The organism is Streptomyces caniferus, assembly GCF_009811555.1.
Lineage (GTDB): Bacteria > Actinomycetota > Actinomycetes > Streptomycetales > Streptomycetaceae > Streptomyces > Streptomyces caniferus.
Genome location: NZ_BLIN01000005.1, coordinates 1,299,680 through 1,325,742 on the forward strand (window position 1 = coordinate 1,299,680; position 26,063 = coordinate 1,325,742).

Sequence of the window (26,063 nt, forward strand, 5' to 3'; positions counted from 1 at the left end):
AGCTGAGCGGGACATGGCCCAGAACACGGCATTCATCATCGCGGGAGCGGGGCTGGCCGGGGCGAAGGCCGCGGAGACACTGCGCGCGGAGGGCTTCGACGGCCCGGTCCTGCTGCTGGGCGACGAGCGCGAGCGTCCCTATGAGCGGCCGCCGCTGTCCAAGGGCTACCTCTTGGGCACCGACGAGCGGGAGAAGGCGTACGTCCATCCGCCGCAGTGGTACGCCGAGCACGACGTCGATCTGCGGCTGGGCAACGCCGTCACCGCCCTCGACCCGGCCGGCCACGAGGTGACCCTCGCCGACGGCAGCCGGCTGGGCTACGCCAAGCTGCTGCTGGCCACCGGCTCCACCCCGCGCCGGCTGCCGGTGCCCGGCGCCGACCTCGACGGGGTCCACACCCTGCGGCGCCTGGCGGACAGCGACCGCCTCAAGGACCTCTTCCGGTCCGCGTCCCGGATCGTGGTGATCGGCGGCGGCTGGATCGGCCTGGAGACCACGGCCGCCGCGCGTGCGGCGGGGGTCGAGGTGACCGTGCTGGAGTCGGCGCCGCTGCCCCTGCTGGGGGTGCTGGGCCGCGAGGTCGCCCAGGTCTTCGCCGATCTGCACACCGAGCACGGTGTCGCGCTGCGCTGTGACACCCAGGTCACGGAGATCACCGGCACGAACGGCACGGTGGACGGGGTACGGCTGGCCGACGGCACCCGGATCGCGGCCGACGCGGTGATCATCGGCGTCGGGATCACCCCCAACGCCGAGACGGCCGCCGCGGCCGGGCTCAAGGTCGACAACGGCGTCGTCGTGGACGAGCGGCTGTGCTCCTCCCACCCGGACATCTACGCCGCCGGCGACGTCGCCAACGCCTACCACCCCCTCCTGGGCAAGCACCTCCGCGTCGAGCACTGGGCCAACGCCCTCCACCAGCCGAAGACCGCGGCCCGGGCCATGCTGGGCGGGGAGGCCGGCTACGACCGGCTGCCGTACTTCTTCACCGACCAGTACGACCTGGGCATGGAGTACACGGGCCATGTGGAGCCGGGCGGCTACGACCGCGTGGTGTTCCGCGGCGACACCGGTGCCCGCGAGTTCATCGCCTTCTGGCTCTCCGGCGGCCGGGTGCTGGCCGGGATGAATGTGAACGTCTGGGACGTCACCGACCCGATCCGGGCCCTGGTGGCGAGCGGGCGGGCCGTGGACCCCGAGCGGCTCGCCGACACGGACGTACCGCTGGCGGACCTGGTCCCCTGAGCGGCGGCGCCGGCCGTCCTCACGAGGCGCGGCCGGCGACTGTGTGGCCGCCGTAACGACGGGTGATCGCTTGGCGTGACACCTGGTTAACGGGCGATTCATACCGTGGTGCGGAGCATCCGACCACGAAGGGGACCGCCCGTGACCGCACCGGAACCGCCCGCCGAGAGCATCACGCAGGTGCGGACGGCATGCTCGTACTGCGGCGTCGGATGCGGGATCGTGCTGGACGTCGCGACGGGCCCGGACGGGCGGCGGACGGTCCGCAGAGCGGCCGGTGACAAGGCGCACCCGGCGAACGGCGGGCGGCTGTGCACGAAGGGCGCGACCAGCGCCGAGCTGCTCGCCGCGCCGGGCCGGCTGACGACCGCTCTGGTGCGCACCGACCGCGGCGACGAGCCGGTGGCCGAGGCGATGGAGACGGCGATCAAGCAGACCGCCGGGCGGCTGCGCGAGATCGTCGACGAGCACGGGCCGGACGCGCTCGCCCTCTACGTCTCCGGTCAGATGACCCTGGAGGCGCAGTACTTGGCGAACAAGCTCGCCAAGGGCTTCGTGCGCACCCGGTACATCGAGTCCAACTCGCGGCTGTGCATGGCGAGCGCGGGCAGCGGCTACAAGCTGTCGCTGGGCGCGGACGGCCCGCCCGGCTCGTACCAGGACTTCGAGCACGCCGAGGTCTTCTTCGTCATCGGCTCGAACATGGCCGACTGCCACCCGATCCTCTTCCTGCGGATGATGGAGCGGGTGAAGGCGGGCGCCAAGCTGATCGTGGTCGATCCACGGCGCACCGCCACCGCGGCCAAGGCCGATCTGTTCCTGCAGATCGCACCGGGCACGGATCTGGCGCTGCTGAACGGCCTGCTGCACCTGCTGGCCGAGGACGGCGCCCTCGACACGGAGTTCATCGCCGAGCACACCGAGGGCTGGGAGGCGATGCCGGACTTCCTGCGGGACTACCCTCCGGCGACGGTCGCCGAGCTCACCGGGATACCGGAGGCGGACCTTCGCCGGGCCGCGGAGTGGATCGGCGCCGCGGGCGACTGGATGAGCTGCTGGACCATGGGCCTGAACCAGAGCACCCATGGCACCTGGAACACCAACGCGCTGATCAACCTGCATCTGGCGACCGGTGCGATCTGCCGCCCCGGCAGCGGCCCGTTCTCGCTCACCGGCCAGCCCAACGCGATGGGCGGCCGCGAGATGGGCTACATGGGTCCGGGCCTGCCCGGCCAGCGCTCGACCCTGGTGGCCGAGGACCGGGCGTTCGTCGAAGAGCTGTGGGGCCTTGCGGCGGGGACGCTGCGGGCGGACGAGCCCGGCCGGGGAACCGTCGAGATGTTCCGGCGGATGGCGGACGGGGACATCAAGGCGTGCTGGATCATCTGCACCAACCCCGTCGCCTCGGTCGCCAACCGCCGGACGGTCATCGAGGGGCTGGAGGCGGCGCACTTCGTCGTCTCGCAGGACGTCTTCGCGGAGACCGAGACCCATGCCTACGCCGATGTGGTGCTGCCGGCCGCCATGTGGACCGAGTCCGAGGGCGTGATGGTCAATTCGGAGCGCAATCTGACGCTGGTGCGGCAGGCCGCCGACGCCCCGGGCGAGGCCTGGCCGGACTGGCGGATCATCGACCGGATCGCCTGCGAGATGGGGTACGAGGACGCCTTCGGCTACCAGAACGCGGAGGAGATATTCGAGGAGATCAAGCGCGCCTGGAACCCGCGGACCGGCTATGACCTGCGCGGGGTGAGCTATGAGCGGCTGCGGGACACCCCGGTGCAGTGGCCCAGCGCGGCCGCCGACGGCCCCGACCGCAATCCGGTGCGCTACCTCAACGACGGCCGCAGCCAGACGCTGGAGGAGCGGCCGGACGGCACCCGTCCGCGGCTGTCCTTCCCCACCGCCAGCGGCCGGGCCGCCTTCTTCGCCCGTCCGCACCTTCCGGCGGCCGAGCTGCCCGACGACGACTTCCCGTACGTGCTGAACACCGGCCGGCTGCCGCACCAGTGGCACACCCTGACCAAGACCGGCAAGGTCGCCAAGCTGAACAAGCTCAACCCCGGCCCCTTCGTGGAGCTCCATCCCGACGACGCCCGGGCGCTGGGCATCGCGGAGGGGGACACCGTCGAGGTCGCCTCGCGGCGCGGCCGGGCGGTGCTGCCCGCCGTGCTGACCGACCGGGTACGGCCCGGGAACTGCTTTGCGCCGTTCCACTGGAACGATCTGTTCGGCGAGTACCTCAGCGTCAACGCGGTGACCCATGACGCGGTCGACCCGGTCTCCTTCCAGCCCGAGTTCAAGGTGTGTGCGGTCTCGCTGGCCCGGGTGGCGGGCGACGCCGGGCACGGGCAGGGCGGGCAGGACGCGGCGGATACGGGCGGCGCGGCCGGGGCGGACACGGGCCGGGGCCCCGGCACGGGGGGCGCGGTGGCGGTGCTGACCGAGGTGTTCCAGCTCGCCGGTTCCGCCCCGCCGGTGCTGGCCGAGCACGAACGCCGCTATCTGTCCGGTTTTCTCGCCGGGCTGGGCTCCGGGCCCGCCACCGGCACGCCCGTGCTGCCCGACCGGGCGCCCTTCGCCCCGGAGAGTGCACTGTGGGTCAACGGCGTGCTGGCCGGGATGTTCTCCCGGGCGCCGGACGCCCGGCCGGCGACGGCGGCGGACCCGGCGGACACCCCCGCCGAAGCGGCCGGCGACCGGCCGGCGCGTACGGTCCTCGTCCTGTGGGCCTCCCAGACCGGCAACGCGGAGGAGGTCGCCGCCGACACGGCCCGGCGGCTGCAGGGCAGCGGGCGGGACGCGACGCTGCTGAGCATGGCCGACAGCGCCCCGGCGGCCCTGCCGCACGGCGCCGATCTGCTCCTGGTCACCAGCACCTTCGGGGACGGCGACGCCCCCGACAACGGGGCGGGGTTCTGGGAGATCCTCAACGCGCCGGACAGCCCGCGGCTCGACGGAGTGCGCTACTCCGTGCTGGCGCTGGGCGATTCGTCGTACGACGATTTCTGCGGCCACGGCCGCCGGCTCGACGCCCGGCTCGCCGAGCTGGGCGCGGTGCGGCTGGCGCCGCGTACCGACTGCGAACCGGACTTCGAGCAGCCGGCGGGTCAGTGGCTCGACCAGGTCCTCACGGCCCTGGAGTCCGGCGCGGAGCCGGGTGACGGGACGGAGCCGGGCGAGGTCGCGGACACCGGCACCGCCGGGGCCCCGGCCGCCCCCGCGGCTCACCCGCCTGCCCCCGCCGCCGCTCCCGAAGCACCGGCCCCCGCCCGCCCCACCAAGGCCGCCCCCGCCACCGTCCGCCTCGTCGGCAATCAGCTGCTCAGCCGGGACGGGGCCACCAAGGAGGTGCGGCAGTTCACCTTCGACACCCGTGACGGCGACGGCACACCGCTCGACTACGAGGTCGGCGACGCCCTCGGCGTGCTGCCGCGGAACTGCCCGGACCTCGTCGCGGAGTGGCTGGCCGTCACCGGTCTCGATCCCGCCGCCCCCGTCGACCTCACGGGCCTGGGCACGGTGCCGCTGGGCGAGGCCCTGCACCGCCATCTGGACATCGCCCGGATCACCCCCGGCCTCCTCCGGCTGGTCGCCGAACGCACCGGTGACCGCGTCCTGAAGAAGCTGCTGCGGCCGGACAACAAGGGCGAGTTGGCCCAGTGGAGGTGGAGCCGGCAGGCCGTCGACGTCCTCGCCGAACACCCGGTGCGGGCCGGTGCGGCGGAGTGGGCCGGCGTCCTCACCCGTCTGCAGCCGCGGCTGTACTCCATCTCGTCGAGCCCGCTGACCGACCCCGCCCTGGTCCGCCTGACGGTCTCCGTGGTCCGCTACGAGAACCGCCGGGGGCTCCCGCGCAAGGGCGTCGCCTCGACCTTCCTGGCCGATGCCGAGCTCGGGTGCCCGGTGCCGGTGTTCGTCCAGCGCGCCGCCCACTTCCGTCCGCCGGCCGATCCGGCCACCCCGATGGTGATGGTGGGCCCCGGCACCGGCGTCGCGCCCTTCCTCGGCTTCCTCGACGAGCGGCGGGCCCGCGGCCACCGCGCCCCCAACTGGCTCTTCTTCGGCGAGCAGCGCCGGGCCACGGACTTCTACCACGAGGAGGCACTCGGCCGGCTGCGCCGCGACGGGCTGCTCACCCGGCTGGACACCGCCTTCTCCCGCGATCAGCGTGCCAAGGTCTACGTCCAGGACCGGATGCGCGAACACGGCGCCCAGCTGTGGTCCTGGCTCCAGGACGGCGCCCATTTCTATGTGTGCGGGGATGCGTCCCGGATGGCCAAGGACGTCGACCGCGCACTGCGGGACATCGCCGTGGCACACGGCGGCCTGGCGGAGGAGGCGGCCGCCGGCTACGTCAAGCAGCTCTCGGCGGAGAAGCGCTACGTCCGGGACGTGTACTGAGGAACCGGTCGGCCGGGCCCCGGGGCGCACCGCTGCCTTCCGCCACCTCCTGAACGGGTCGCTCGACCACCCCACCCGCGGATTTATTTCTTGAACGGGCCGACCGCGCGCATTGGACGGACGATGGGGAGGAAGGAGAGCGCCATGACCTCGACGACCGTCCCCGCCATGACCACCGAACCGCCGCCGAAGGGTCCGGAGCCCGTGCCGAGCCATCCGCACCCGGTGCCGCACGACCCGGGCCCCGCCGAGCCGGAACCGGACGAGCCGGGCCCGGAACCGGCGGAACCGCCCGGCGCGGAACCGGGCGACCACCCGGCCCCGGAGCCGCCCGACTGACCGGGACGACCCCGGTTGCACGCCCTGCCCGCCCGCAGCAAGGTGGATTCAATGGTGCATGTCGGCTACACGATGATGACCGAACAGGCCGGGCCCCGGGAGCTGGTCGAGCATGTGGTGGGCGCCGAACGGGCCGGTTTCGACTTCTCGGTGACCTCCGACCACTACTTCCCGTGGCTGGCCGCCCAGGGCCACTCCCCGTACGCCTGGAGCGTGCTGGGCGCCGCGGCGCAGGCGACCTCCCGCATCCCGCTGATGACCTACGTGACCTGCCCGACGACCCGCTACCACCCTGCCGTCGTCGCCCAGAAGGCCGCGACCATGCAGGTGCTCTGCGGCGGCCGGTTCCGGCTGGGGCTCGGCTCCGGCGAGAACCTCAACGAGCACGTGGTGGGTGCCGGGTGGCCGGCCGCGCCCGTACGACTGGACAAGCTGGCCGAGGCGATCGGGATCATCCGGGCGCTGTTCCGTGGCGGTGAGGTCACCCACCACGGCACCCACTTCGATGTGGCGCAGGCCAGACTGTGGGACCTGCCCGAGGTGCTGCCGCCGATCGGGGTGGCCGTCTCGGGTCCCCGGTCCTGCGAGGTGGCCGGCCGGCTGGGCGATCTGGTCATCGCCACCGAGCCCCGGGGCGAGCTGCTGACCGCCTTCGACCGGCACGGCGGGCGGGGCAAACCACGGATCGGACAGCTGCCGGTCTGCTACGACCCCGACCGCAAGGCGGCCCTCGCCCGGGCGCACGAACAGTTCCGCTGGGCGGTCGGCGCCTGGTCGGTCAACGCCGAGCTGCCGGGCCCGGCGGGCTTCGACGCGGCCACCCGGTTCGTCCGGTCCGAGGACATCGCGGAGGCCTTCCCCTGCGGTGACGACGTCGGCCGCTTCGTCGAGGCGGTGCGCGCCTATGTGGACGCGGGCTTCACCGAGGTCTCGCTCGTACAGATCGGCGGCGCCCACCAGGAGCCGTTCCTGGAGTGGGCCGAGGCCGAACTGCTGCCCGCACTGCGCACGCTGTGACCACCCGTTGCACGCCACCGTGACAGGGAGATGAGCATGCACGACGCGGAGAACCCGGCAGGGGCGGGGACGAGCGGGACGCCGGCACCGCCGGTCCCCCTCGACGCCGCCGAGCTGCACCGGCTCGACGCCCACTGGCGGGCCGCCAACTATCTGGCCGTCGGACAGATCTATCTGATGGCCAATCCGCTGCTGACGGCGCCGCTGCGCCCCGAGCACATCAAGCCGCGGCTGCTGGGCCACTGGGGCACCTCGCCGGGCCTGAACCTGGTGCACACCCACCTCAACCGCGTGATCAAGGCCCGTGCGCTGGATGCCCTGTGCGTGTGGGGACCCGGGCACGGCGGGCCCGCCGTAGTGGCCAACTCCTGGCTGGACGGCACGTACTCCGAGACCTATCCCGATGTCGGCCGGGACGGCGAGGGCATGGCCCGGCTCTTCCGGCAGTTCTCGTTCCCCGGCGGGGTGCCCAGCCATGTCGCCCCGGAGACGCCGGGGTCGATCCACGAGGGCGGCGAACTGGGCTACTCCCTCACCCATGCCTACGGCGCCGCGTTCGACAACCCGGACCTGTTCGTCGCCTGCGTGGTCGGCGACGGCGAGGCGGAGACCGGGCCGCTCGCCGCGTCCTGGCACGCCACGAAGTTCCTGGACCCGGTGCACGACGGCGCGGTGCTGCCGCTGTTGCACCTCAACGGCTACAAGATCGCCAACCCGACGGTGCTCGCCCGGATCCCGCAGGACGAACTGGACGCGCTGCTGCGCGGCTACGGTCACGAGCCCCTCCATGTGGCCGGCGACGACCCGGCGACGGTCCATCAGGCGCTGGCCGCCGCCATGGACGCCGCCCTGGACCGGATCGCGGACATCCAGCGCCGGGCCCGCACCGAAGGCGTGACCGAGCGCCCCCGCTGGCCCATGATCGTGCTGCGCACGCCCAAGGGCTGGACCGGTCCGCACGAGGTCGACGGGAAGCCCGTCGAAAACACCTGGCGCGCCCACCAGGTCCCGCTGCCCGGCGTGCGCGACGACGCCGGGCATCTGCGGCAGCTGGAGAACTGGCTGCGTTCGTACCGGCCGGAGGAGCTGTTCGACGAGGCGGGCCGGCCGCGTCCGGAGGTGCTCGCCTGCGTGCCCGAGGGGTCGCGCCGGCTGGGCGCCTCACCGCACGCCAACGGCGGTCTGCTGCTGCGCGATCTGCCCGTCCCGCCGCTGGAGCGGTATGCGGTGGAGGTCGGCAAGCGCGGCAGCGAGCTGCACGAGCCGACCCGGGTGCTCGGCGGGCTGCTGGCCGCGGTCATGGAGGCCACCGCGGAGCGCCGCGACTTCCGCGTGGTGGGCCCCGACGAGACCGCGTCCAACCGCCTGGAGGCGCTCTACGACACCACCGGCAAGGCCTGGCAGGCCGCCACGCTCGACACCGACGAGCACCTCGCGCACGACGGCCGGGTCATGGAGGTGCTCTCCGAGCACCTGTGCCAGGGGTGGCTGGAGGGCTATCTGCTCACCGGCCGGCACGGGCTCTTCTCCTGCTACGAGGCGTTCGCGCACATCGTCGACTCGATGGTCAACCAGCACATCAAATGGCTGCGGACCGCGCGCCGGCTCCCCTGGCGGCGCCCCATCGCCTCGCTGAACTACCTGCTCACCTCGCACGTCTGGCGGCAGGACCACAACGGCTTCTCGCACCAGGACCCCGGCTTCGTCGACCACATCCTCAACAAGAGCCCGGAGGTGGTCCGGGTCTATCTGCCGCCGGACGCCAACACCCTGCTCTCGGTGGCCGACCATGCGCTGCGCAGCCGCGACTACGTCAATGTGATCGTGGCCGGCAAACAGCCCGGCTTCGACTGGCTGAGTCTCGACGAGGCCCGCGCCCACTGCGCCCGCGGCGCCGGCGTCTGGGAGTGGGCGGGCACCGAGGACGGCACCGAACCCGACGTGGTGCTGGCCTGTGCCGGGGACGTGCCCACGCAGGAGACGCTGGCGGCGGCCGGTCTGCTGCGCCGCCACCTGCCGGAGCTGGCGGTGCGGGTCGTCAACGTCGTCGACATGGCCCGGCTGCTGCCGTCGGGAGAGCATCCGCACGGCATGCCGGACCCCGAGTACGACGCGCTGTTCACCCGCGACAAGCCGGTCGTCTTCGCCTACCACGGCTATCCGTGGCTGATCCACCGGCTCTGCTACCGCCGCACCGGCCACGAGAACCTGCATGTCCGCGGCTACCGCGAGGAGGGCACCACGACCACGCCCTTCGACATGGTCGTGCGCAACGACCTCGACCGGTACCGGCTGGTGATGGATGTGATCGACCGGGTGCCCGGCCTCGGTGTGCGTGCCGTCGCGGTGCGGCAGGCGATGGCGGACGTCCGTACCCGCCACCACGCCTGGATCCGGGAGCACGGCACGGATCTGCCGGAGGTCGTCGACTGGACCTGGGAGGACTGACGGCCCCGGGCCGCCCGGTGCCCGCCTCCGACGGAGTGACGCGCGGCGCGGTGACCTGGCGGCCGGGTCCCGGCATGTGAGCCTGAGGCCCGGGTACCCGGGCCTCAGGAGGTGCGCGGATGGCTCGACGGCTGACGACGGGCGCCGAACTCATCGGCTGGTGGGCGGGGTTGACCGGGCTGTGGCTCGTACTGATCGGTCCCGTCGACACGCTGGAGTGGGCGGTCGGGGCCGGCGCCGCGCTGCTCGCCGCCGCGGCGGCCTGCGGGGCGCGCCGTGCGGTGGGGCGCCGGTGAACGGCTGGATCGTCGCGGCCACCGCGCTGCTGGTGTGCGGGGTGGCTCCGGCCGCCTGCGGGGCCGCCACCGGTCCGGTCCGGCGGCGGGTGCCCGCACAGAACCTGGCCACCACGCTTCTCAGCCTGGTCTTCCTGCTGCTGGCCCAGGGGTACGGACGCCCGGCGTACACCGATCCGGCGCTGGTGCTCTCGGTGCTGGGGCCGGCCGGCACGCTGCTGGCCGTGCGGCTGCTCGCCGACCGGCTGGCGGACCGCCCGCCGCGGCCGCGCACCCTGCTCGCGCTCACCGCGCTCACCTATGCCGCCGTCCCCGCGGTGGTGCTGCCGCTCTGCGTGGCCACGGGCCCCGGCAGGGCACTGGTGAAACTGCTGGTCATCGGCGTGCTGTTGGTCCTGGGCAGCCGGGTCGCCGCCCGCGCGGTGACCGCCGCCGTCACCACGGGGCACGGCCGGACCGGGCCGGCGGAGGGGATGTCCGATGGCTGACGAGGTGCCGGCGCTGCTCGGCCTGCTGCTGGTGGCCGCGGCCGGAACCGCCACCGTCCTGGTGCGCGACCCGGTCCGGCAGTCGTTCCTGCTGTCCCTGCTCGGCCTGTCGCTGGCCACGGTCTTCCTGCTGCTGCAGGCCCCCGATGTGGCGCTGTCCCAGCTGGCGGTGGGCTCCGTGCTGACGCCCCTGATGGTGCTGTTGTCCGTGCGCAAGGTGCGGCGCAAGGCGCGCAGCGAGCGCCGGGAGGAGCACGAATGAGCAGGAGGCTGCGGCTGTGGGTGCTGGCCGTCGGCGGCCTGGGCGTGGCCGTGCTGTTGCTCGTGGCCTGCTTCGGGCTGCCGGCGTTCGGCGGCACCTGGCATCCGTACGGCGACCGGGCCGTGCATGCCGCGCTCGCCCGGCACACCGCCAACACCATCTCCTCCGTCAACTTCGACCAGCGCGCCTTCGACACCCTCGGCGAGGAGTCCATCCTGTTCGGCGCGGTCCTGGGCACCGTGGTCCTGCTGCGGCAGACCCGCGACGAGGAGCGGCAGCCGCCGGAGCCGGTGCCGGTCGCGCCGCCGGTACGCCGCTATGCGCTGCTCGCGCTGCCCGTCACCCTGCTCATCGGCCTGTACGTCATCGCGCACGGCCAGCTCAGTCCCGGCGGCGGCTTCCAGGGCGGGGTGGTGGTCGCCACCTCGCTGCATCTGCTCTACATCGCCGTGGACTACCGGGCGCTGGAGCGGATCAGACCGGTCGGCACGTACGAGGTGGCGGATGCCGCGGGCGAGGCCGCCTATCTGCTGGTGGGTGCGGCCGCGCTGCTGACCGGGGCAGCGTTCCTGGCCAACTTCCTTCCCTACGGCACCTTCAACACCCTCTCCTCCGGGGGCACGGTTCCGCTGCTGAACGCCGCCATCGGCGTGGAGGTGGCATGCGGGGTGGTCGTCCTGCTGGCCCGTTTCCTGGACCAGGCCGTGGAGATCGAGAGCGACGACCGGGACGACGGAGCGGAGGCCAGGACGTGAGTGTGCTGCCGTATGTGAGCGCGGCATGGCTGTTCCTGATCGGCTGTTACGGGCTGGCGACCAGCCGCAACCTCATCCACGCCGTGGGCTGCCTCGCCGTCTGCCAGTCCGCCACCTACGTCCTGCTGCTCACCATCGGGTACCGGGCCGGCGGCACCGCACCGGTCTTCTCCGACATCGCACCGGGCTCGCGCCCCGTCGTGGACCCCGTCGTCCAGGCCCTCACCCTCACGGACATCGTCATCGGGGCGACCGTCACCGCGCTGCTGCTCTCCCTGGTCATCCAGGTCGCCAAACGCCACCGGACCGTGGACCCGGACGAACTCTCGGAGCTGCGGGGGTGACCGTCGCACAGACCCTGCCGCTGATCGTGGCCGTTCCGCTGTTCGGCGCGGCGGTGCTGGTCGGCGCGGGCCGGCGGCTGCCCCGGTACGCGGCGGAGGTGCTGGGCTGCCTGTTCGCCGCGGCCGCCGCGACGCTCGCCCTGTACGCGTCGGCCGCCATGCCGTCGTCCACCGCACGTCCCGTGGAGTGGCTGGGCGGCTGGCGGCCGCACGGCGGGGCGGGTGTGGGCATCGTGCTGGTCGGCGACCGCATCGGCCTCGGCCTGGCCGCGCTGGTCTCGCTCCTGGTGCCCGCCGCCCTCGCCTACGCCTGGCGCTACTTCGACGAACCGCCCCGGCGCCACGCGGGCTCCTTCCCCGCCCTGGTGCTGCTCTTCCAGGCGGGCATGTGCGGTTTCGCGCTCACCGGGGACCTCTTCAACGCCTTCGTCTTCTTCGAGCTGATGGGCGTCGTCGCCTACGCACTGACCGGCTACCGCGTCGAGGAGGCGCGCGCCGTCCAAGGGGCGCTGGTGTTCGGCATCGTCAACTCCCTGGGCGCCTACGCCACCTTGCTGGGCATCGGCCTGCTCTACGCCCGGACCGGTGAGCTCGGCCTCGCCCAGATCGGCGCCGCCCTCGACGCGCACCCCGGCGGCCCGGACGGACTGGTGATCTCCGCGTTCGTCCTCGTCGTCACCGGTCTGCTGGTCAAGGCCGCCGCGGTGCCGTTCCACTTCTGGCTCGCCGATGCGCATGCGGTGGCGCCCACACCGGTGTGCATGCTGCTGTCCGGGGTCATGGTCGAACTGGGCCTGTACGGCACGGCCCGTGTCTACTGGACGGTCTTCGCGGGCCCCGGCGGCATCCCGGCGCCGGACGCGCACCGGGCGCTGCTGGTCCTGGGCGTGCTGACCGCCGTGCTGGGTGCGGTGATGTGCTGGCAGCAGCGCCATCTCAAGCGGCTGCTCGCCTACTCCACCGTCGCGCACACCGGGCTGTTCCTCGTGGGCCTCGCGGTGCTCGCCCCGCAGGGGCTCGGCGGTGTCGTCCTGTACGTGCTGGCGCATGCCGGGGTGAAGGCCGCCCTGTTCGCCTGCGTGGGCATCCTCCTCGACCGGTTCGGCAGCGTCGACGAGCTCCAGCTGCACGGCAAGGGACGTGAACTCCCCTGGGCGGGCGCGTTGTTCGGCATCGGCGGGCTGGCGCTCGCCGGGCTGCCGCCGTTCGGCACCGCGCTGGGCAAGGCCGTCATCGAGGAGGCGGCGGGCGGCTGGGCGACGGCGCTGTGCGTCCTGGTCTCGGCGGTGACCGGGGGCGCGGTGCTACGGGCCGGGGCGCGGGTGTTCCTGGGGCTGGGGCCGGTTCCCGAGGGCCCCGCCCGGGAGTCCCGCCCGGCGGCGGACGCCGAGGAGACGACCGGGGAGGCGGAGGAGCCGGAGACCCGCGGCGGGCGGCTGTCCCGCGTCCCGGACAGCATGCTCGTCGTGCCCACGGTCCTGCTCGCCGGGGCGCTGGCGGTGGGGCTGGTCCCGGCCCTGCGCACGGGGGTCGGCCGGGCCGCCGACGCCTTCACCGACCACGCCGGCTACCTCGGGGCCGTCCTGTACGGCAGGGCGGCGGAGCCCGCGCCCACTCCCCCGCCGCACTGGGCCCTCTCCGGTGTGCTGTGGGGCCTGCTGGCCACCGCGTCGGCCGCGGCCTGCGCCCTCCTGGCCGTGCGGCGGCCCGTTCGCCAGGAACCGGCACGCCGGGCCGACCCGCTGCGCCGACTGCACTCCGGTCATGTGGGCGACTATGTCGCGTGGTTCCTGGCCGGGGTCACCTTGCTGGCGGCGTTGGTCGTATGACGGGTGGACGGGGCGGGCCGACTGCCGTGTGGGGGACGGAACGAGCCGACCGCGGTACGTGGGGCGGGGCGAGCCGACTGCTGTCCGTGAAGCAGGCCCGGGGTGCCTCCGTCTGCCGGGTCAGGCGTCCGCCGCCTCCTGTACGTCATCGACGACGGACCGGTCGAGCGCCGCGCGCACCAGGCCCGAGGCGAAGGCGGCGGCATCGTCCGGCCCGACCAGCCGGGCCAGCTTGCGGGCCTCGCCCGGCAGGCCCAGCCGCTCCGCGCCCTGGACGGCCTTGGCATCGAGGTACGGGGCGAGTTCGGGCCAGACGCCCTGTACCTCGCGCAGAAAGATGTCACAGCCCGCGGGACCCAGCCCCGGCACCTTCCGCAGTGCGCGGCGCAGCGCATCGGTGTCGCCGTCGGCCTCTTCCCGCATCCGCCGCAGATCGCCGCCGTACGCGTCCACCAGCAGTGCGGCGCCGTCGCCGAGCTGGGTGGCGGTGCGTTCGTCGTAGCGCCGGTAGCCGCCCTCTCCCAGGGCGTCGACCCGTTGCTGCCAGGTCGCCTCCGTCATCCGCCGCGGGGTGCGCATCCCCGCGTCGAACAGGGCACGCGCGGACGCGACCGCCACGGACGCACGGATCCGCGCGCTGAGCAGACCGGCCAGCACCAGCACCTGGTACAGCGGCTGCGGTGTGTTCCGCAGCCGGATCCCGCTCTGTGCCGCAAAGGTCTCCCCGTGCCGCTCCAGCAGGGTGTGCGCGAGGCCCCGCTGTCCGCCGCGGGGGCTCATGGTGCGCCCCCGTGGAGGCGCCGGAGGTCGCCGGGAGAAGTGCGGGCCACGCCCTGTCCTTTGCCGTTCCGGTGGGTGATGTGCTGTCACACTCCCCGGTCCGCCCGGCGGGAAACCGCGGCTGCTCCATGGGGCGCAACGGCACACCAGGTGCGGAGCCCGGTGCCGGCGGCTACGCTCGCGGCGGCTGTCCGACCGACGACGGGGAGGCGACGCTTGTCCCGGCACGCTGAGAGTGCGCATCACTCCACCGGTCGACACGCCACCGGCCGTCCGGACGAGGACGGGACCGGCGACGAGGCCGGAAACGGGAACGGGGACAACGGCCAGGAGGACGCCCGGACCGCGGTCACCGTCTTCGTGGCGCTCGGCGCCAACCTGGTGATCGCCCTGGCCAAGCTGCTCGGCGGGCTGTTCACGGGCTCACCCGCGCTGCTCTCCGAGGCGGCGCACTCGGTGGCCGACAGCCTCAACGAGATCTTCCTGCTCGCCTCGCTCAAGCGCAGCAGACGCGCACCCGACAGCAAACACCCCTTCGGCTACGGCAAGGAGCGGTATTTCTGGTCCCTGCTCGCCGCCGTCGGGATCTTCGTCATGGGCGGCTGCTTCTCCGTCTTCCAGGGCATCGAGGCGCTGCGCTCGGACCACGCGGAGACCCGTACGGGCTATGTCGTCGGCCTCATCGTGCTGGCCGTCGCGCTGATCGCGGAGGGCTCCTCGCTGGTCCGCGCCCTGCTGCAGGTCCGCGGCCGGGCACGGCAGGCCGGCCACGGCATGCGGAAGGCGATCCGCTCGGCCGACGACCCCGCGCTGCGGACGGTGCTGGCCGAGGACTCGACCGCCTGCTTCGGTGTGGTGGTCGCCATGCTCGGCGTGGGACTTCACATGATCACCGGCGAGGTGCAGTGGGAGGCCTGGGCCTCGATGATCATTGGCGCGCTGCTGGTGTTCGTCGCCTATCAGCTCGCCAAGGAGTCACGCGGCCAGATCATCGGTGAGGCCGCCGACCCGGCCCTGCGGCGGGCCATCCGCGAGTTCCTGGAGCGGCAGCCGGAGATCGACACCGTGACCACCCTGCTGTCGATGCGGCTGGGGACGCTGTCGACGCTGGTCGCGGCCCGTGTCGACCTCGCCGCCGGGCTGGACAGCGAAGAGGTCGAGGAGGTCCTGGTACGCCTGAAGAAGGCCGTCCGGGAGCAATGGCCGATCGCCGACCAGGTCTTCCTGGACGTCACCGAAGCCTCCCCCGGGGACCGGGAACGGGCCCGGCACGAACGGCGGCAACTCGACGCGGCGGTGAACGGCGGACCCGATCCGGACGGGCCCGAGGAGCCCGATGAGCGGAACAGGGCAGAGGAGCCGGACACGGCGGAGCGGGAGCCGTGAGGCGCGCGGACGAGCCGGGGGCGTCGGGCCGCCACGGCCGGGCGCCCACACGCGCCGCACACCCACACGCGCCGCACGCCGCTCACGCCACCCCGCTCACCGCAGCCCCTCCAGCCGCCGTCGTGCCGGACCCAGCGCCCGCCCGCGGGCCGGCACCCCGGACCACGGCCGCGAGGCCGCCTGCTCCAGCACAGCGGACACCTCCTTCAACGACCAGCTCTGCGCGCCGAGTTGCGGGTCGTCGAGCTGTTTCCGGCTGATCGGCACGGCGACCGGCGCACCCGCTTTGGGGCGCAGCGACCAGGGGGCGACGGCGGTCTGCGCATAGGCGTTGCGCTGCACATCGAGGTAGAGCCGGTCGCCGCGCGACTTCTTGCGCACGGCGGTGGTGAGCCGGTCCGGGTGACGCTCTGCCAGCACCTGCGCCACCTCCTGGGCGAAGCCGCGTACCGCGTCGAAGTCGCCCGCGCCGTCCAGCGGGACGGTGACATGCAGCCCCTTCGACCCGGTGGTCATCAGGAGGAACGGGAGATCGAGCTCGTCGAGCAGGGCACAGAGCCGCCGGGCGGCCTCCCGGACGGCCTCGAAGTCCGGACCGGGCGGGTCGAGGTCGAAGACCAGCCGGTCCGGGTGGTGGGGCCGGTCGGCGCGCGACAGCCAGCGGTGGAACGTGAGACATGCCTGGTCGGCGAGGAAGAGGAGGGTCGCCTTGTCGTCGCAGACGGTGTGGGTGACGGACCCGCCCTCCTTGGCGACCCGTGCCCGCCGGATCCAGTCGGGATAGTGCTCCGGGGTGTCCTTCTGCATGAACTGCGGGCCGCCCAGTCCCTCCGGAAGCCGCTCCAGCATCAACGGCCGCCCCCGCAACTGCGGAACCATCGATGCGGCCACCCGGCGGTAGTAGCCGACGACATCGGCCTTGGTCAGGCCGTCGTCGGGGAACAGCACCTTGTCCGGCCGGTGGATCTCCACCGTCCGGCGGCCCGCGCGCACCGTGTCCGTAGCCGTGTCGCTGCCACTGCCACTGCCACTGCCACTGCCTGAGGCATTCATGCGGGCGGGGTTACCCGCTCCGGGCCGTCGTACGCTCGGGCATCCGGGTGGCCCGGCGCGCGAGGCGTCCGTTCGCCTCCCGTGTCGCCGGGCGACCCGCGGCGTCGCAGAGTGTGTAGGTACGCCGGGTGCGTACGTACGCCGGGCAGCCGGGTTCCGTGCGCGCCGCCCCGCATGGTCGGCGCGGGACCGGCAAGGAGACCAGCATGCCGCGCGGAGCGAGCGTGAGGCGCTCGGCCGCCGAGGAGCGACGCGTGAGGAGCAGATGACGGTGCGACAGCCACCAGGACCGCCGGGCCCCGGCCATCCGGATCCGGTTCCGCCCACTCCGGGTCCGGGCCCCGGACCGCCCGGGCCCACACCGGGCCCGGCACCCGGCCCGGTCCCCGCCCCGGGACCCGATCCCGTGCCCCCTTCGCCGCCGGCGCCCGAGCCGGACCCCGTTCCGCCGCATCCGGCGCCGCCGACACCGGGACCGGAGCCCGGACCCGCGCCCGGCCCGGTCCCCGCGCCGGGCATCGCACGGCGGGGCGACGCCGGCCGGGCGGACGGTGTCAGTGGGCGGTGAGCCCGCCGTCGACGACGACCTCGGAGCCGGTGACGAAGGAGGACTCGTCACTCGCGAGGAAGAGCATCGCGGGTGCGACCTCGTCCGCCCGGCCCGCGCGGGCCATGGGGGTGCGCACGATGTCCGGCTGCCGGTCGCCCTGCTCGTCCAGCAGCGCCCGGATCATCGGGGTGGCGATCACCCCCGGGTGCACGGAGTTGACCCGGACGTTCTCACGGGCGTACTCCACCGCGGCGGTCTTCGTCAGCAGACGGACGGCGCCCTTGGACGCCGTGTAGGCGGCAGCCCCGCCGCCGCCCACCAGGCCCAGCACCGACGAGGTGTTGATCACCGATCCGTTGCCGCTCGCCCGCAGGAGCGGCATGGCGGCCTTCATGCCGAGCCAGGTGCCCTTCTGGTTCACGTCGATGACACGGTCCCAGGACGTCTCGTCGGTGTCCTCGATACCGGGCCAGTCCACGATGCCCGCGATGTTGACGAGGACGTCGAGGCGGCCGAAGTGCCGGTGCACGGTGGTGATCACGGTGTCCCAGGCCTGGGCCGACGTGACGTCGAGCACGGCGGTGACCACCTCGCCGCCGTGCTTCTCGATCCGTTCCCCCAGCTCCGCGAGCGGCCGGCGATCCACGTCCGTGAGGACCAGGCGCGCCCCCTCCCGTGCGAAGAGTGCGGCGGTGGCCGCTCCGATGCCTCCGGTCGCTCCGGTGATCAGTGCGACCTTGCCCTGCAGGCGTCCGGTCATGGGCTGATGTCCTCACTTCTGTCGTGCGGTGTACGCGGGATGGCCGGCCGGGGTCTCAGGCGGCGGTGAAGCCGCCGTCTGCGGCCACGACGGCGCCGGTCATGAAGCTGGAGCGGGCGGAGGCGAGGAAGCCGATCACCTCGGCGATCTCCTCGGGCTGGGCCACCCGTTTCAGGGGGTGCGCGTCGGCGAAGGAGCGCAGGTACGCGCGGCTGTCGTCGCGGAAACCGTCGAGCAGGTCCGTCTCGATCACCCCGGGCGCCACCGCGTTGGCCCGGATCCCGTGCGGGCCGCCCTCCAGCGCGATGACCTTCGTCAGCTGCGCCAGGGCACCCTTCGACGCGGTGTAGGCCGAGCCCTCGGGGAGCGCGACGGTGCAGGTGTAGGAGCCGACGTTGACGATCGTGCCGCCACCACCCGCCCGCATGACGCGAAAGGCCTCCCGGGCGTGCAGGAACGGCCCGCGGGCGTTGACGGCCATCACGCCGTCCCAGTCCTCGGCGGTGGTCTCGGTGAACGGCTTGTTCAGGGTCCGCCCGGCATTGTTGACGAGGATGTCCAGCCCGCCGAAACGCTCCCGCGCCGTGCGCACCGCGCGTACCGCGGTCTCCTCCAGCGCCACGTCCCCGACCACGGTGGCGACCCCGTCGAACTCGGTGGCCAGGCGTGCCACTTCGGGGCGGATGTCCTCGGCCACCACCAGCGCCCCGCGGGCGTGCAGCCACGCCACGGTCGCCCGGCCCACGCCCCGTGCGGCGCCGGTGACCACGGCAACCGCTCCCCGCACTCCGTCTCCCGGTGTGACCTCCGGGTTGCTCTGCTGACTCATCGTTCCGCTTCCTTCCGTTCGTCGTGCCGCGCCCCCTCCGCCGCACGGAGGGGGCGCGGCAGGGCGCCGCTGAGACGCGCCCTGCCGACCCGGACTCCGAGACTGCGCGGGCGGGCGGGCCCCGACCAGGACGGGTGGTGCCTGGGTGCGGCACACCCAGGCACCTCGCCCGCCCCGCGGCCTAGCCTGAGGGCATGGCTGACAACGACCTGGGAGATTTCCTGCGCGCACGCCGGGCGGGCGTGCAGCCGCAGGACGTCGGCATGGCGAGCTACGGCGTCCGCAGAGTCAGCGGACTGCGCCGTGAGGAGGTCGCCGTCCTGGCCGGCGTGAACGCGGACTACTACACCCGCCTGGAACAGGGCCGCGAGCGCCACCCCTCACCGCAGGTGCTCGATGCCCTCGGCCGCGCCCTGTGCCTCGACGCGGACGCCAGGACGCATCTGTTCCGGCTGGCCGGGACCGTCCCCGACGACCACTTCGCCCACACCGTGGAGAAGGTCAGCAGCACGCTGAGCCAACTGATGGACGGCTTTCCGAACACCCCGGCGTTCGTGATCAACCGGACCCTGGACATCCTCGCCGCCAACGCCCTGGCCGGTGCCCTGTATTCACCCTTCGAGCCCGCCGACAACCTGGCCCGGATGACCTTCCTCAACCCCGCGGCCCGGCACTTCTACACCCAGTGGAACTGGACCGCCCAGGCGACCGTGGCCAACCTGCGCCAGGCGTCCGGTCTCGCACCGGACAGCCCGCGGCTGCGTGAACTCCTCGCCACCCTCACCGAACAGAGCCCGGAGTTCAGCCGCCTGTGGAACACCCACAGCGTGCGCGGCAAGACCCGCGACGCCAAACATCTCCTCCATCCGGACGTCGGCCCCCTGACCCTCACCTACCAGGCCTTCGACGTCCGTGACGCCCCCGGGCAGCAACTCATCGTCTACCAGGCCGAACCCGAGAGCCCCACCGCCCAGGCGCTCAGCCTGCTCGGCTCCCTCCACGCCACCCGCAAGCAACCGGCCCCGCACCCCCAGCCGTAGCCACTCGCCGCCTCCGGCTCAGGGCCGGGGAGCGGGCACGGACCTCACCCGGCCGTTTCGCGGTCGTCGGAGTAGATCACCAGCGTCTGGTCCGGCGCTCCGGCGAGGTGGAACGCGGTGTAGACGTATTCGACCGTCCCGCGGCGCGGGTGCCGGAGCCGCTTGCGTCCGCCCTGCCGGGCCTGCACGTCGTACCGCGGCCACCATGCGCGCACTTCCGGGCTGCCCGCCTTCAGCTCGTCGATGAGCCGGGTGTAGCGGGGGTCGCCCGGGTGGCGCCCGGCCAGCGTCCGCAGCCGGGCGAGGAGGCCGCGGGCGTCGGGCTCCCAGTCGACCAGCACGTCCCGGGCCGCGGGCTCCAGGAAGACCCAGCGGGCGAAGTTCGCCGGCCGGTCCGCCGTCGCCTCGGTGAGGTGCGGGAAGAGTTCACCGGCCGCCTGGTTGTGGCTGAGCACGTCGTAGGTGCCGCCGATGATGTACGCCGGGTGCGGCTGGAGCAGGAGGGGGACGGCCGCCGCCTCGGCAGCGAGCGGCTCGGGCTCGTCGGCGTCGTCCGCGGGTGCGTGACCGGCGAGCCGGAAGAGATGGCCGCGCTCGTACCCGTCGAGTCGCAGCACCGAGGCGAGGGCGTCGAGCACCTGGTCCGAGGCGCGGATGTCCCGGCCCTGCTCCAGGTACGTGTACCACGTCGCGCTGATCCCGGCGAGCAGGGCGAGTTCCTCCCGGCGCAGGCCCGGCGTCCGGCGCCGGCCGGTGGACGGCAGGCCGACCTCGTCGGGGGTGAGCCGCTCCCTGCGACTGCGCAGAAATGCGCCCAATTCCTGGCGTTGGTCCGGCTGCCTCTGCATGGTGGGCATTCTAGTTCCAGAATAAACGCATTCTGGATACCAGGCTGAAGCCTCCGCAGACTGGATGCCGAGTGGGGGTCATCGCCCTCACCCTGGTCATCCCGGCGCCGGGCGGCCCTCGGTGCGCGGACGTGCTCCGAGTCCTGCCCCGGAGCCGGCAGCGAGAAGGCGGAGGACATTCCATGTCGGGAATCGACGGCAAGGTCGTGGCGATCACGGGAGCCGGCAGCGGCATCGGCGAGGCGACCGCACTGCTGCTGGCCCGGCGGGGCGCGCGGCTCGTCCTCGGCGCGCGCCGGTCCGAGCGCCTCGCGGATCTGGTGGCGCGGATCGAGGAGTCGGGCGGCACGGCCGTACAGGCCCGCACGGACGTGACCCGACGGGACGACCTGCACGCCCTGGTCGCCCTGGCCGGCGAGCGGTTCGGCCGGCTCGACGTGCTGGTCGCCAATGCCGGGGTCGGGACGATCTCGCCGCTCGACGATCTGCGCGTCGACGAGTGGGACCAGATGGTCGACGTCAACCTCAAGGGCGTGCTGCACGGCATCGGCGCCGCGCTGCCGGTCTTCCGGGCGCAGGGCACGGGCCACTTCATCACCACCGCCTCCACGGCCGCGTTCCGCATCGTGCCGTCCATGGCGGTCTACGCCGCTACGAAGTTCGCGGTCCGCACCCTCTGCGAAGGCCTGCGCCAGGAGGCCGGCGACTCCCTGCGGGTGACCACCGTCTCGCCCGGCGCGGTCCGCACCGACTTCGCTGACGCATCAACGAATCCGCAGGTCAGAGCGCAGATATCGGAAATGCGGGACCGGATCGCGATCCCGCCCGAGGCGATCGCCCGAGCCATCGCCTTCGCCATCGAGCAGCCCGCGACCGTCGATGTGAACGAGATCGTCGTCCGGCCCACCGCCCAGGGCTGAGCCCGCGGTATCACCCTGCGGTGGGGCGCGGCCGCAGCGGTTCAGCGGGCACCTCGCACGCTCCGCCCCCGGACGCGCGAAGACCCGACGAGGCGTTACCGGCATTCCCATACGGGATCGTTAGGCTCGGCAGGTGGGGAATTCCGAGGAGCGGGCCGAAGGTGCGGGACCGTTCACCACCCGGCTGACCTGGCGTCTCGCCGCGGGCGAGACCGCCGTCTGGGAGTCGCGGGCGGCCCGCAAGCGCGGGACGCTCGCGGTGCGGCCCGCCGGGGCCGCCCGGAGCAGCCCGCGGCGCGCCGACGAGGCGACGCTGGTCCGGCTGCGCCGGCTCAACGGCATCGCCGCGGTCTCCTTCACCGTCGGCGGGGCGCTGTTCGCCCTCGGTGCGGCACTCGCCCAGTCCGGCTCCGTGGGCCCCACCGCGACCGCCACCGTCTACTTCGTCGGCGGCGTGTTCTTCACCCTGGGCGGCTACGTCTCACTCGTCCAGGTCATCAACGCTCCGCGCCGGGAGAGCACGGCGGGTGCGCTGACCACGCACCGCTTCCGGTGGTGGAGCTATGAACCGGGCCGGATCGACTGGGTGAGCACGTTCGTGCTGTTCGCCGGAACGCTGGTGTTCGGCGTCAATCTGCTGGATTCGTTTCTGCAGGGACTCACGGTCCAGCAGATGAACCGGCTGATCTGGGCGCCCGACATGATCGGTTGCCTGCTGTTCCTGATCTCGGGGCAGCTGGCGGTCGTCGAGGTCTGCCATCGCCCATGGTGCCTGCACCGGCGCAGTATCGGCTGGTGGATCGTCGCGGTCAATCAGCTCGGTTCGGCACTCTTCATGGTGGCCGCGCTGGCCGCGTTCACCCGGCCGGAGACCGCGAGCCTGGTCAGCGTCGGCATCGCCAACTGGGGGACCCTCACGGGAGCGCTGTGCTTTGCGGGGGCCGGGGTGCTGCAGGCCTTCGAACGTCCCTGACATGCGGCTGACCGGTACGTGTGCCAACGTGGTTTCGACTGCACGACGGTCGGCAGGTCCGATTCGGACGGCCAGGTTTCTCACAGTGAGGAGTGACCCATGGCCACTCAGAAGCACAGCGTGGGCGGATGGACTGCCTTCGCCGCAGTTCTGATGATCTTCGGTGGCGCGATGACCTTCCTGGAGGGCATCTCCGCCATCGCGAAGGACCACCTCTTCGTCACCACGCGGAACTACGTGTTCTCCTTCAGCCTCACGGGCTGGGGATGGATCCACCTCATCCTGGGCATCGTCATCCTGCTCGCGGGTGTCGCCCTGCTCGCCACCGGCGCGCTGTGGGCGCGGACGGTCGGTGTCATCCTGGCGGGCTTCGGCGCGCTGGCGAACTTCCTGTGGATCCCCCACTACCCGTTCTGGGCGATCGTGCTGGTCGCCATCAACATCTTCATCATGTGGGCACTGTGTACGGGCAACCACCATCACGACTCGGTCTCCCGGTGACCTGAACCACCGAACCGGCCCCGGCCATGACCTCCGTACCCACCCCGCAGGAACGCGCGGAACAGGGCAGGGCACTTCGCTCCGAAGTGCCCCGCTCCCGTCATGCAGAGTTCGCTGCCACGCCCGCCCGTGACGATCCGGTGGACATCATCGAGCGGCAATCGGCCCTGCGGGTTCCGGAGTTGGTGCCGCTTCGCTACGGGCGGATGCTGGAGTCACCCTTCCGCTTCTACCGCGGCGCCGCCGCCATCATGGCGGCGGACCTGGCCACGACGCCGTCCACGGGGCTGCGGACCCAGCTGTGCGGGGACGCCCATCTGCTGAACTTCCGGCTGCTGGCCTCCCCCGAACGTCATCTGATGTTCGACATCAACGACTTCGACGAGACCCTGCCCGGTCCGTGGGAGTGGGACGTCAAACGGCTGGCGGCCAGCTTCGCCATCGCGGGGCGCGGGAACGGCTTCCCCGAGAAGGTACGGACCGACATCGTCCGGGCCGCCTGTGCGTCCTACCGCGAGCAGATGCGCCGCTACGCGGACATGCGCACCCTGGAGGTCTGGTACGCCCATGCCGATATGGCCGAGGTGGAGGCCGAGGAAGCGGAGCAGCTGGACGAGCGGGGCCGTGCGCGACTGTCCCGCACCATCGCACAGGCCCGTACGCACGACACCGTGCAGGCGTATCGCAAGCTGACCCGGAGGAGCGGCGGCCAGGTGCGGATCGCCGCCGATCCGCCGTTGATCGTGCCGCTGGACGATCTGCTGCCGGACATCGAGCGTGACCAGTTGGTGGACCAGATCCACGCCATGGTCCAGGGCTACGGCCGCAGTCTGCGGTCGGACCACCGCCGGCTGCTGGAGCAGTACCGGGTCGTCGACGTGGCGCGCAAGGTCGTCGGGGTCGGCAGTGTGGGCACCCGCTGCTGGGTCGTGCTGCTGCTCGGCAAGGACCTGGACGACCCGCTGCTGCTGCAGGCGAAGGAGGCGGACGAGTCCGTACTCGCCGCCTACGCCGGAGAGGGCCCCCACACCAACCAGGGCGAACGCGTCGTGGCCGGTCAGCGGCTGATGCAGGCCGCGGGCGACATCTTCCTCGGCTGGGAGCGGACCACCGGCATCGACGGACGGCAACGCGACTTCTACCTGCGCCAGTTGCGCGACTGGAAGGGCATCGTGCCCACGGATGTGATGGTGCCGGCGGGCATGCGGCGGTTCGCCGTACGCTGCGGGGCAACCCTGGCCCGCGCGCACGCCCGGTCCGGCGACCGGATCGCGATCGGCGCCTACCTCGGCAGGAGCACCGTCTTCGACGAGGCGGTGGCGCGGTTCGCGGAGCGCTATGCGGACCGCAACGAGCTCGATCACCAGGCGCTCAGGGAGGCGGTCCGGGCGGGCCGGGTCCCGGCAGCGTCCTCCTGAGCGGCGAGGGACGGCCGGGCGGCGGGGAGGTCCGGAGCGCGGCGCCGAGGGCGGGCAGGGGCCGCCACCCGATCGGCACACCTGGACTCGTCCGGGATGTACGCGCTGTCCGCCCCGCCTAGCATGGAGCCGTCCGGTTCCGATGAAGGCGGCCCCCATGCGCCCCACGGCGAAGTTCTCCATCAGCTTCGGCCTGGTCACGATCCCGGTCGCCGCGTACAACGCCACGGACAGCTCCGCCTCGGTCAGCTTCGCGCGGATCCATACGGCGGACGGCGGACGGGTGCGCAACCAGCCGGTGTGCTCGCTGGAGGGCGTCGAGATCCCCCCGGACGAGATCGGCCGGGGCTACAAGCCCGAAGGCGGCGACACCGTCGTACCGCTGAGCGACGACGATCTGGACGCGCTGCCGCTGCCGACCGCGAAGACGCTGACGATCCTGGCCTTCGTCGCCGGCGGCGACATCGACCCGCTGCAGATGGGCAAGGGCTACTACCTGGGCATCGACAGCCCCGCCGCCGCCAAGCCCTACGTCCTGCTGCGCGAGGCGATGGAGCGGCACCAGCGCGTCGGGCTCGGCAAGATCGCGCTGCACGGGCGGGAGACGCTCGCCATGATCCGCCCGATGGCGGGTGCGCTGGTGATGCAGGTGCTGCTGTGGCCGCACCAGATCCGCCCGATGGACGGGGTGCTGCCCGAGCGGCAGGCGGAGGTCGCCCCGGCCGAGGTGGCGGCCGCCGAGACGCTGATGGATTCCTTCGGCGAGCTGTCGGAGGACGATGTGCACGATCACTACCGTGAGGCGCTCGAAGAGATCGTGGCGGCGAAGCTGGCACATCGCGAGCCGGAGTTCCCGGCCGGCGAGGAGCAGCCGGCCGGGCAGGTGATGGACCTGATGGCGGCGCTTCAGGACAGTGTCCGCGCGGCCAGGAAGTCCCGCGGCGAGGACGCGGAGGAGGACGCCGGGGGCGCCTCGGGCGGTGGCGGCCGCGCCGCGAGGAAGAGCACGGCGAAGAAGACCGCGAAGACGGGGACGGAGGGCGGGGCGAAGACGGCGGCGAGGGCCGGGGCGAAGAAGTCCACCACCGCCAAGACCGCCAAGAGCGCCGCCGAGAAGACCGCTGCCAAGAAGGCGGCGCCGGCGAAGAAGACCGCGAGCAGGGGCGGACGGCGGGCGGGCTGAGCCCCGTCGGAAGCGGCCCCGGACCGTCCGTCATCTCGCGCCTCCGCACATAAGGCGCGCGCCCCGGGGTACGCGCTCCCTCAACAGACCTTGGCGACCGGACAGTTACGGAGGCTGACACCATGGGTATCGGCGGATGCATCGGTCTGCTCGCGGTAGGGGCCGTCCTCACGTTCGCGGTCGACTGGCACATAGCCGGAATCAACGTCGACCTGGTGGGGATCATCATGATGATCGTCGGCATCATCGGCCTCGCCACCTATGTGAGCATCCTGAAGCGGCGGCGTACCCAGCCGCCGTCCCCCGGCGCCCCCGTCGTCGACGTCGAGGACACCCGCTACTACAGGTAGCCGCCGACGGGTCTTCGCTCCGGCGCGGACCAGGCTCTCCGCCC

24 protein-coding genes are annotated in these 26,063 nt (G+C 72.8%); 19 read left to right on the forward strand and 5 right to left on the reverse strand.

Annotated features, from left to right (window positions below; genetic code table 11):
* Positions 1–13: 13 nt before the first annotated feature.
* The 11 genes from Scani_RS22195 (at position 14) to Scani_RS22240 (ending at position 13,428) form a co-directional block, all read left to right on the forward strand.
* Positions 14–1,246, forward strand: coding sequence for an NAD(P)/FAD-dependent oxidoreductase (locus tag Scani_RS22195; protein WP_159479148.1), 1,233 nt, complete (start codon positions 14–16; stop codon positions 1,244–1,246).
* Between the two features lie 141 nt (positions 1,247–1,387).
* A complete protein-coding gene (locus Scani_RS22200; RefSeq protein ID WP_159479150.1) occupies positions 1,388–5,650 on the forward strand; it encodes a bifunctional nitrate reductase/sulfite reductase flavoprotein subunit alpha in 4,263 nt (1,420 codons plus the stop codon).
* A 144-nt stretch (positions 5,651–5,794) separates the two neighbouring features.
* The gene (locus Scani_RS22205; RefSeq protein ID WP_159479152.1) at positions 5,795–5,989 is read left to right on the forward strand and encodes a hypothetical protein; all 195 of its coding nucleotides are present in this window, start codon (positions 5,795–5,797) and stop codon (positions 5,987–5,989) included.
* Between the two features lie 51 nt (positions 5,990–6,040).
* Complete coding sequence (locus Scani_RS22210) at positions 6,041–7,006, forward strand: LLM class F420-dependent oxidoreductase (protein ID WP_159479154.1); 966 nt, start codon at positions 6,041–6,043, stop codon at positions 7,004–7,006.
* Positions 7,007–7,042: 36 nt separating this feature from the next.
* Positions 7,043–9,454: a phosphoketolase family protein gene (locus Scani_RS22215; protein WP_371872368.1), complete on the forward strand. Its 2,412-nt coding sequence runs from the start codon at positions 7,043–7,045 to the stop codon at positions 9,452–9,454.
* A gap of 119 nt (positions 9,455–9,573) precedes the next feature.
* Positions 9,574–9,750, forward strand: coding sequence for a hypothetical protein (locus tag Scani_RS40035; RefSeq protein ID WP_167538132.1), 177 nt, complete (start codon positions 9,574–9,576; stop codon positions 9,748–9,750).
* Positions 9,747–10,238: a monovalent cation/H+ antiporter complex subunit F gene (locus Scani_RS22220; protein WP_159479158.1), complete on the forward strand. Its 492-nt coding sequence runs from the start codon at positions 9,747–9,749 to the stop codon at positions 10,236–10,238. Before Scani_RS40035 ends, Scani_RS22220 begins: the two co-directional genes overlap by 4 nt.
* A complete protein-coding gene (locus Scani_RS22225; RefSeq protein WP_159479160.1) occupies positions 10,231–10,500 on the forward strand; it encodes a Na(+)/H(+) antiporter subunit B in 270 nt (89 codons plus the stop codon). The genes Scani_RS22220 and Scani_RS22225 overlap by 8 nt, the downstream gene beginning before the upstream one ends.
* Positions 10,497–11,255, forward strand: coding sequence for an MnhB domain-containing protein (locus Scani_RS22230; protein ID WP_159479162.1), 759 nt, complete (start codon positions 10,497–10,499; stop codon positions 11,253–11,255). The genes Scani_RS22225 and Scani_RS22230 overlap by 4 nt, the downstream gene beginning before the upstream one ends.
* Positions 11,252–11,599, forward strand: a complete 348-nt coding sequence (locus Scani_RS22235; protein WP_159479164.1) for a sodium:proton antiporter — start codon at positions 11,252–11,254, stop codon at positions 11,597–11,599. Before Scani_RS22230 ends, Scani_RS22235 begins: the two co-directional genes overlap by 4 nt.
* Positions 11,596–13,428: a complex I subunit 5 family protein gene (locus tag Scani_RS22240; RefSeq protein WP_159479165.1), complete on the forward strand. Its 1,833-nt coding sequence runs from the start codon at positions 11,596–11,598 to the stop codon at positions 13,426–13,428. The genes Scani_RS22235 and Scani_RS22240 overlap by 4 nt, the downstream gene beginning before the upstream one ends.
* Before the next feature lie 120 nt (positions 13,429–13,548).
* On the opposite strand, the gene Scani_RS22245 is transcribed toward Scani_RS22240, so the two are convergent.
* Complete coding sequence (locus Scani_RS22245; protein WP_159479167.1) at positions 13,549–14,208, reverse strand: HhH-GDP family DNA glycosylase; 660 nt, start codon at positions 14,206–14,208, stop codon at positions 13,549–13,551.
* Positions 14,209–14,424: 216 nt separating this feature from the next.
* Between Scani_RS22245 and Scani_RS22250 the strand changes: the two genes are divergently transcribed.
* Positions 14,425–15,594 (forward strand): cation diffusion facilitator family transporter, encoded by a 1,170-nt coding sequence (locus tag Scani_RS22250; RefSeq protein ID WP_159479169.1) that lies wholly within the window; start codon positions 14,425–14,427, stop codon positions 15,592–15,594.
* A 96-nt stretch (positions 15,595–15,690) separates the two neighbouring features.
* Here Scani_RS22250 and ligD read toward each other — a convergent pair whose 3' ends face one another.
* The 3 genes from ligD to Scani_RS22265 all read right to left on the reverse strand — a co-directional run bounded on the left by ligD (position 15,691) and on the right by Scani_RS22265 (position 18,786).
* Positions 15,691–16,647, reverse strand: coding sequence for a non-homologous end-joining DNA ligase (gene ligD, locus Scani_RS22255; protein ID WP_159479171.1), 957 nt, complete (start codon positions 16,645–16,647; stop codon positions 15,691–15,693).
* A gap of 554 nt (positions 16,648–17,201) precedes the next feature.
* Positions 17,202–17,957, reverse strand: coding sequence for an SDR family NAD(P)-dependent oxidoreductase (locus Scani_RS22260; RefSeq protein ID WP_159479173.1), 756 nt, complete (start codon positions 17,955–17,957; stop codon positions 17,202–17,204).
* 55 nt (positions 17,958–18,012) lie between these two features.
* Positions 18,013–18,786 carry an SDR family NAD(P)-dependent oxidoreductase gene (locus Scani_RS22265; protein ID WP_159479175.1) on the reverse strand — a complete coding sequence of 258 codons (774 nt, stop codon included), beginning with the start codon at positions 18,784–18,786 and terminating at the stop codon, positions 18,013–18,015.
* Between the two features lie 194 nt (positions 18,787–18,980).
* Between Scani_RS22265 and Scani_RS22270 the strand changes: the two genes are divergently transcribed.
* Positions 18,981–19,826: a helix-turn-helix transcriptional regulator gene (locus Scani_RS22270; RefSeq protein ID WP_159479177.1), complete on the forward strand. Its 846-nt coding sequence runs from the start codon at positions 18,981–18,983 to the stop codon at positions 19,824–19,826.
* A 44-nt stretch (positions 19,827–19,870) separates the two neighbouring features.
* On the opposite strand, the gene Scani_RS22275 is transcribed toward Scani_RS22270, so the two are convergent.
* Positions 19,871–20,674: a helix-turn-helix transcriptional regulator gene (locus Scani_RS22275; RefSeq protein WP_159479179.1), complete on the reverse strand. Its 804-nt coding sequence runs from the start codon at positions 20,672–20,674 to the stop codon at positions 19,871–19,873.
* Positions 20,675–20,856: 182 nt separating this feature from the next.
* Between Scani_RS22275 and Scani_RS22280 the strand changes: the two genes are divergently transcribed.
* The 6 genes from Scani_RS22280 (at position 20,857) to Scani_RS22305 (ending at position 26,019) form a co-directional block, all read left to right on the forward strand.
* The gene (locus Scani_RS22280; protein WP_159479181.1) at positions 20,857–21,594 is read left to right on the forward strand and encodes an SDR family oxidoreductase; all 738 of its coding nucleotides are present in this window, start codon (positions 20,857–20,859) and stop codon (positions 21,592–21,594) included.
* A gap of 133 nt (positions 21,595–21,727) precedes the next feature.
* Positions 21,728–22,567 carry a hypothetical protein gene (locus Scani_RS22285; RefSeq protein ID WP_159479183.1) on the forward strand — a complete coding sequence of 280 codons (840 nt, stop codon included), beginning with the start codon at positions 21,728–21,730 and terminating at the stop codon, positions 22,565–22,567.
* A gap of 99 nt (positions 22,568–22,666) precedes the next feature.
* Positions 22,667–23,068, forward strand: a complete 402-nt coding sequence (locus Scani_RS22290; RefSeq protein ID WP_159479185.1) for a DUF7144 family membrane protein — start codon at positions 22,667–22,669, stop codon at positions 23,066–23,068.
* 26 nt (positions 23,069–23,094) lie between these two features.
* Entirely contained in the window at positions 23,095–24,486 is a 1,392-nt protein-coding gene (locus tag Scani_RS22295) for a DUF2252 domain-containing protein (RefSeq protein WP_159479187.1), read from the forward strand.
* A gap of 157 nt (positions 24,487–24,643) precedes the next feature.
* A complete protein-coding gene (ku, locus tag Scani_RS22300) occupies positions 24,644–25,669 on the forward strand; it encodes a non-homologous end joining protein Ku (RefSeq protein ID WP_159479189.1) in 1,026 nt (341 codons plus the stop codon).
* A 122-nt stretch (positions 25,670–25,791) separates the two neighbouring features.
* Positions 25,792–26,019, forward strand: coding sequence for a DUF6458 family protein (locus tag Scani_RS22305; RefSeq protein ID WP_159479191.1), 228 nt, complete (start codon positions 25,792–25,794; stop codon positions 26,017–26,019).
* Positions 26,020–26,063 lie beyond the last annotated feature (44 nt).

Coding starts and splice junctions, on each gene's coding strand:
- Scani_RS22260 (WP_159479173.1), bottom strand. CDS start 17,957: ATGACCGGACGCCTGCAGGGCAAGGTCGCACTGATCACCGGAGCGACC.
- Scani_RS22295 (WP_159479187.1), top strand. CDS start 23,095: ATGACCTCCGTACCCACCCCGCAGGAACGCGCGGAACAGGGCAGGGCA.
- Scani_RS22210 (WP_159479154.1), top strand. CDS start 6,041: ATGGTGCATGTCGGCTACACGATGATGACCGAACAGGCCGGGCCCCGG.
- Scani_RS22225 (WP_159479160.1), top strand. CDS start 10,231: ATGGCTGACGAGGTGCCGGCGCTGCTCGGCCTGCTGCTGGTGGCCGCG.
- ku (WP_159479189.1), top strand. CDS start 24,644: ATGCGCCCCACGGCGAAGTTCTCCATCAGCTTCGGCCTGGTCACGATC.
- Scani_RS22245 (WP_159479167.1), bottom strand. CDS start 14,208: ATGAGCCCCCGCGGCGGACAGCGGGGCCTCGCGCACACCCTGCTGGAG.
- Scani_RS22195 (WP_159479148.1), top strand. CDS start 14: ATGGCCCAGAACACGGCATTCATCATCGCGGGAGCGGGGCTGGCCGGG.
- Scani_RS22280 (WP_159479181.1), top strand. CDS start 20,857: ATGTCGGGAATCGACGGCAAGGTCGTGGCGATCACGGGAGCCGGCAGC.
- Scani_RS22270 (WP_159479177.1), top strand. CDS start 18,981: ATGGCTGACAACGACCTGGGAGATTTCCTGCGCGCACGCCGGGCGGGC.
- ligD (WP_159479171.1), bottom strand. CDS start 16,647: ATGAATGCCTCAGGCAGTGGCAGTGGCAGTGGCAGTGGCAGCGACACG.
- Scani_RS22290 (WP_159479185.1), top strand. CDS start 22,667: ATGGCCACTCAGAAGCACAGCGTGGGCGGATGGACTGCCTTCGCCGCA.
- Scani_RS22305 (WP_159479191.1), top strand. CDS start 25,792: ATGGGTATCGGCGGATGCATCGGTCTGCTCGCGGTAGGGGCCGTCCTC.
- Scani_RS22205 (WP_159479152.1), top strand. CDS start 5,795: ATGACCTCGACGACCGTCCCCGCCATGACCACCGAACCGCCGCCGAAG.
- Scani_RS22265 (WP_159479175.1), bottom strand. CDS start 18,786: ATGAGTCAGCAGAGCAACCCGGAGGTCACACCGGGAGACGGAGTGCGG.
- Scani_RS22230 (WP_159479162.1), top strand. CDS start 10,497: ATGAGCAGGAGGCTGCGGCTGTGGGTGCTGGCCGTCGGCGGCCTGGGC.
- Scani_RS40035 (WP_167538132.1), top strand. CDS start 9,574: ATGGCTCGACGGCTGACGACGGGCGCCGAACTCATCGGCTGGTGGGCG.
- Scani_RS22215 (WP_371872368.1), top strand. CDS start 7,043: ATGCACGACGCGGAGAACCCGGCAGGGGCGGGGACGAGCGGGACGCCG.
- Scani_RS22275 (WP_159479179.1), bottom strand. CDS start 20,674: ATGCAGAGGCAGCCGGACCAACGCCAGGAATTGGGCGCATTTCTGCGC.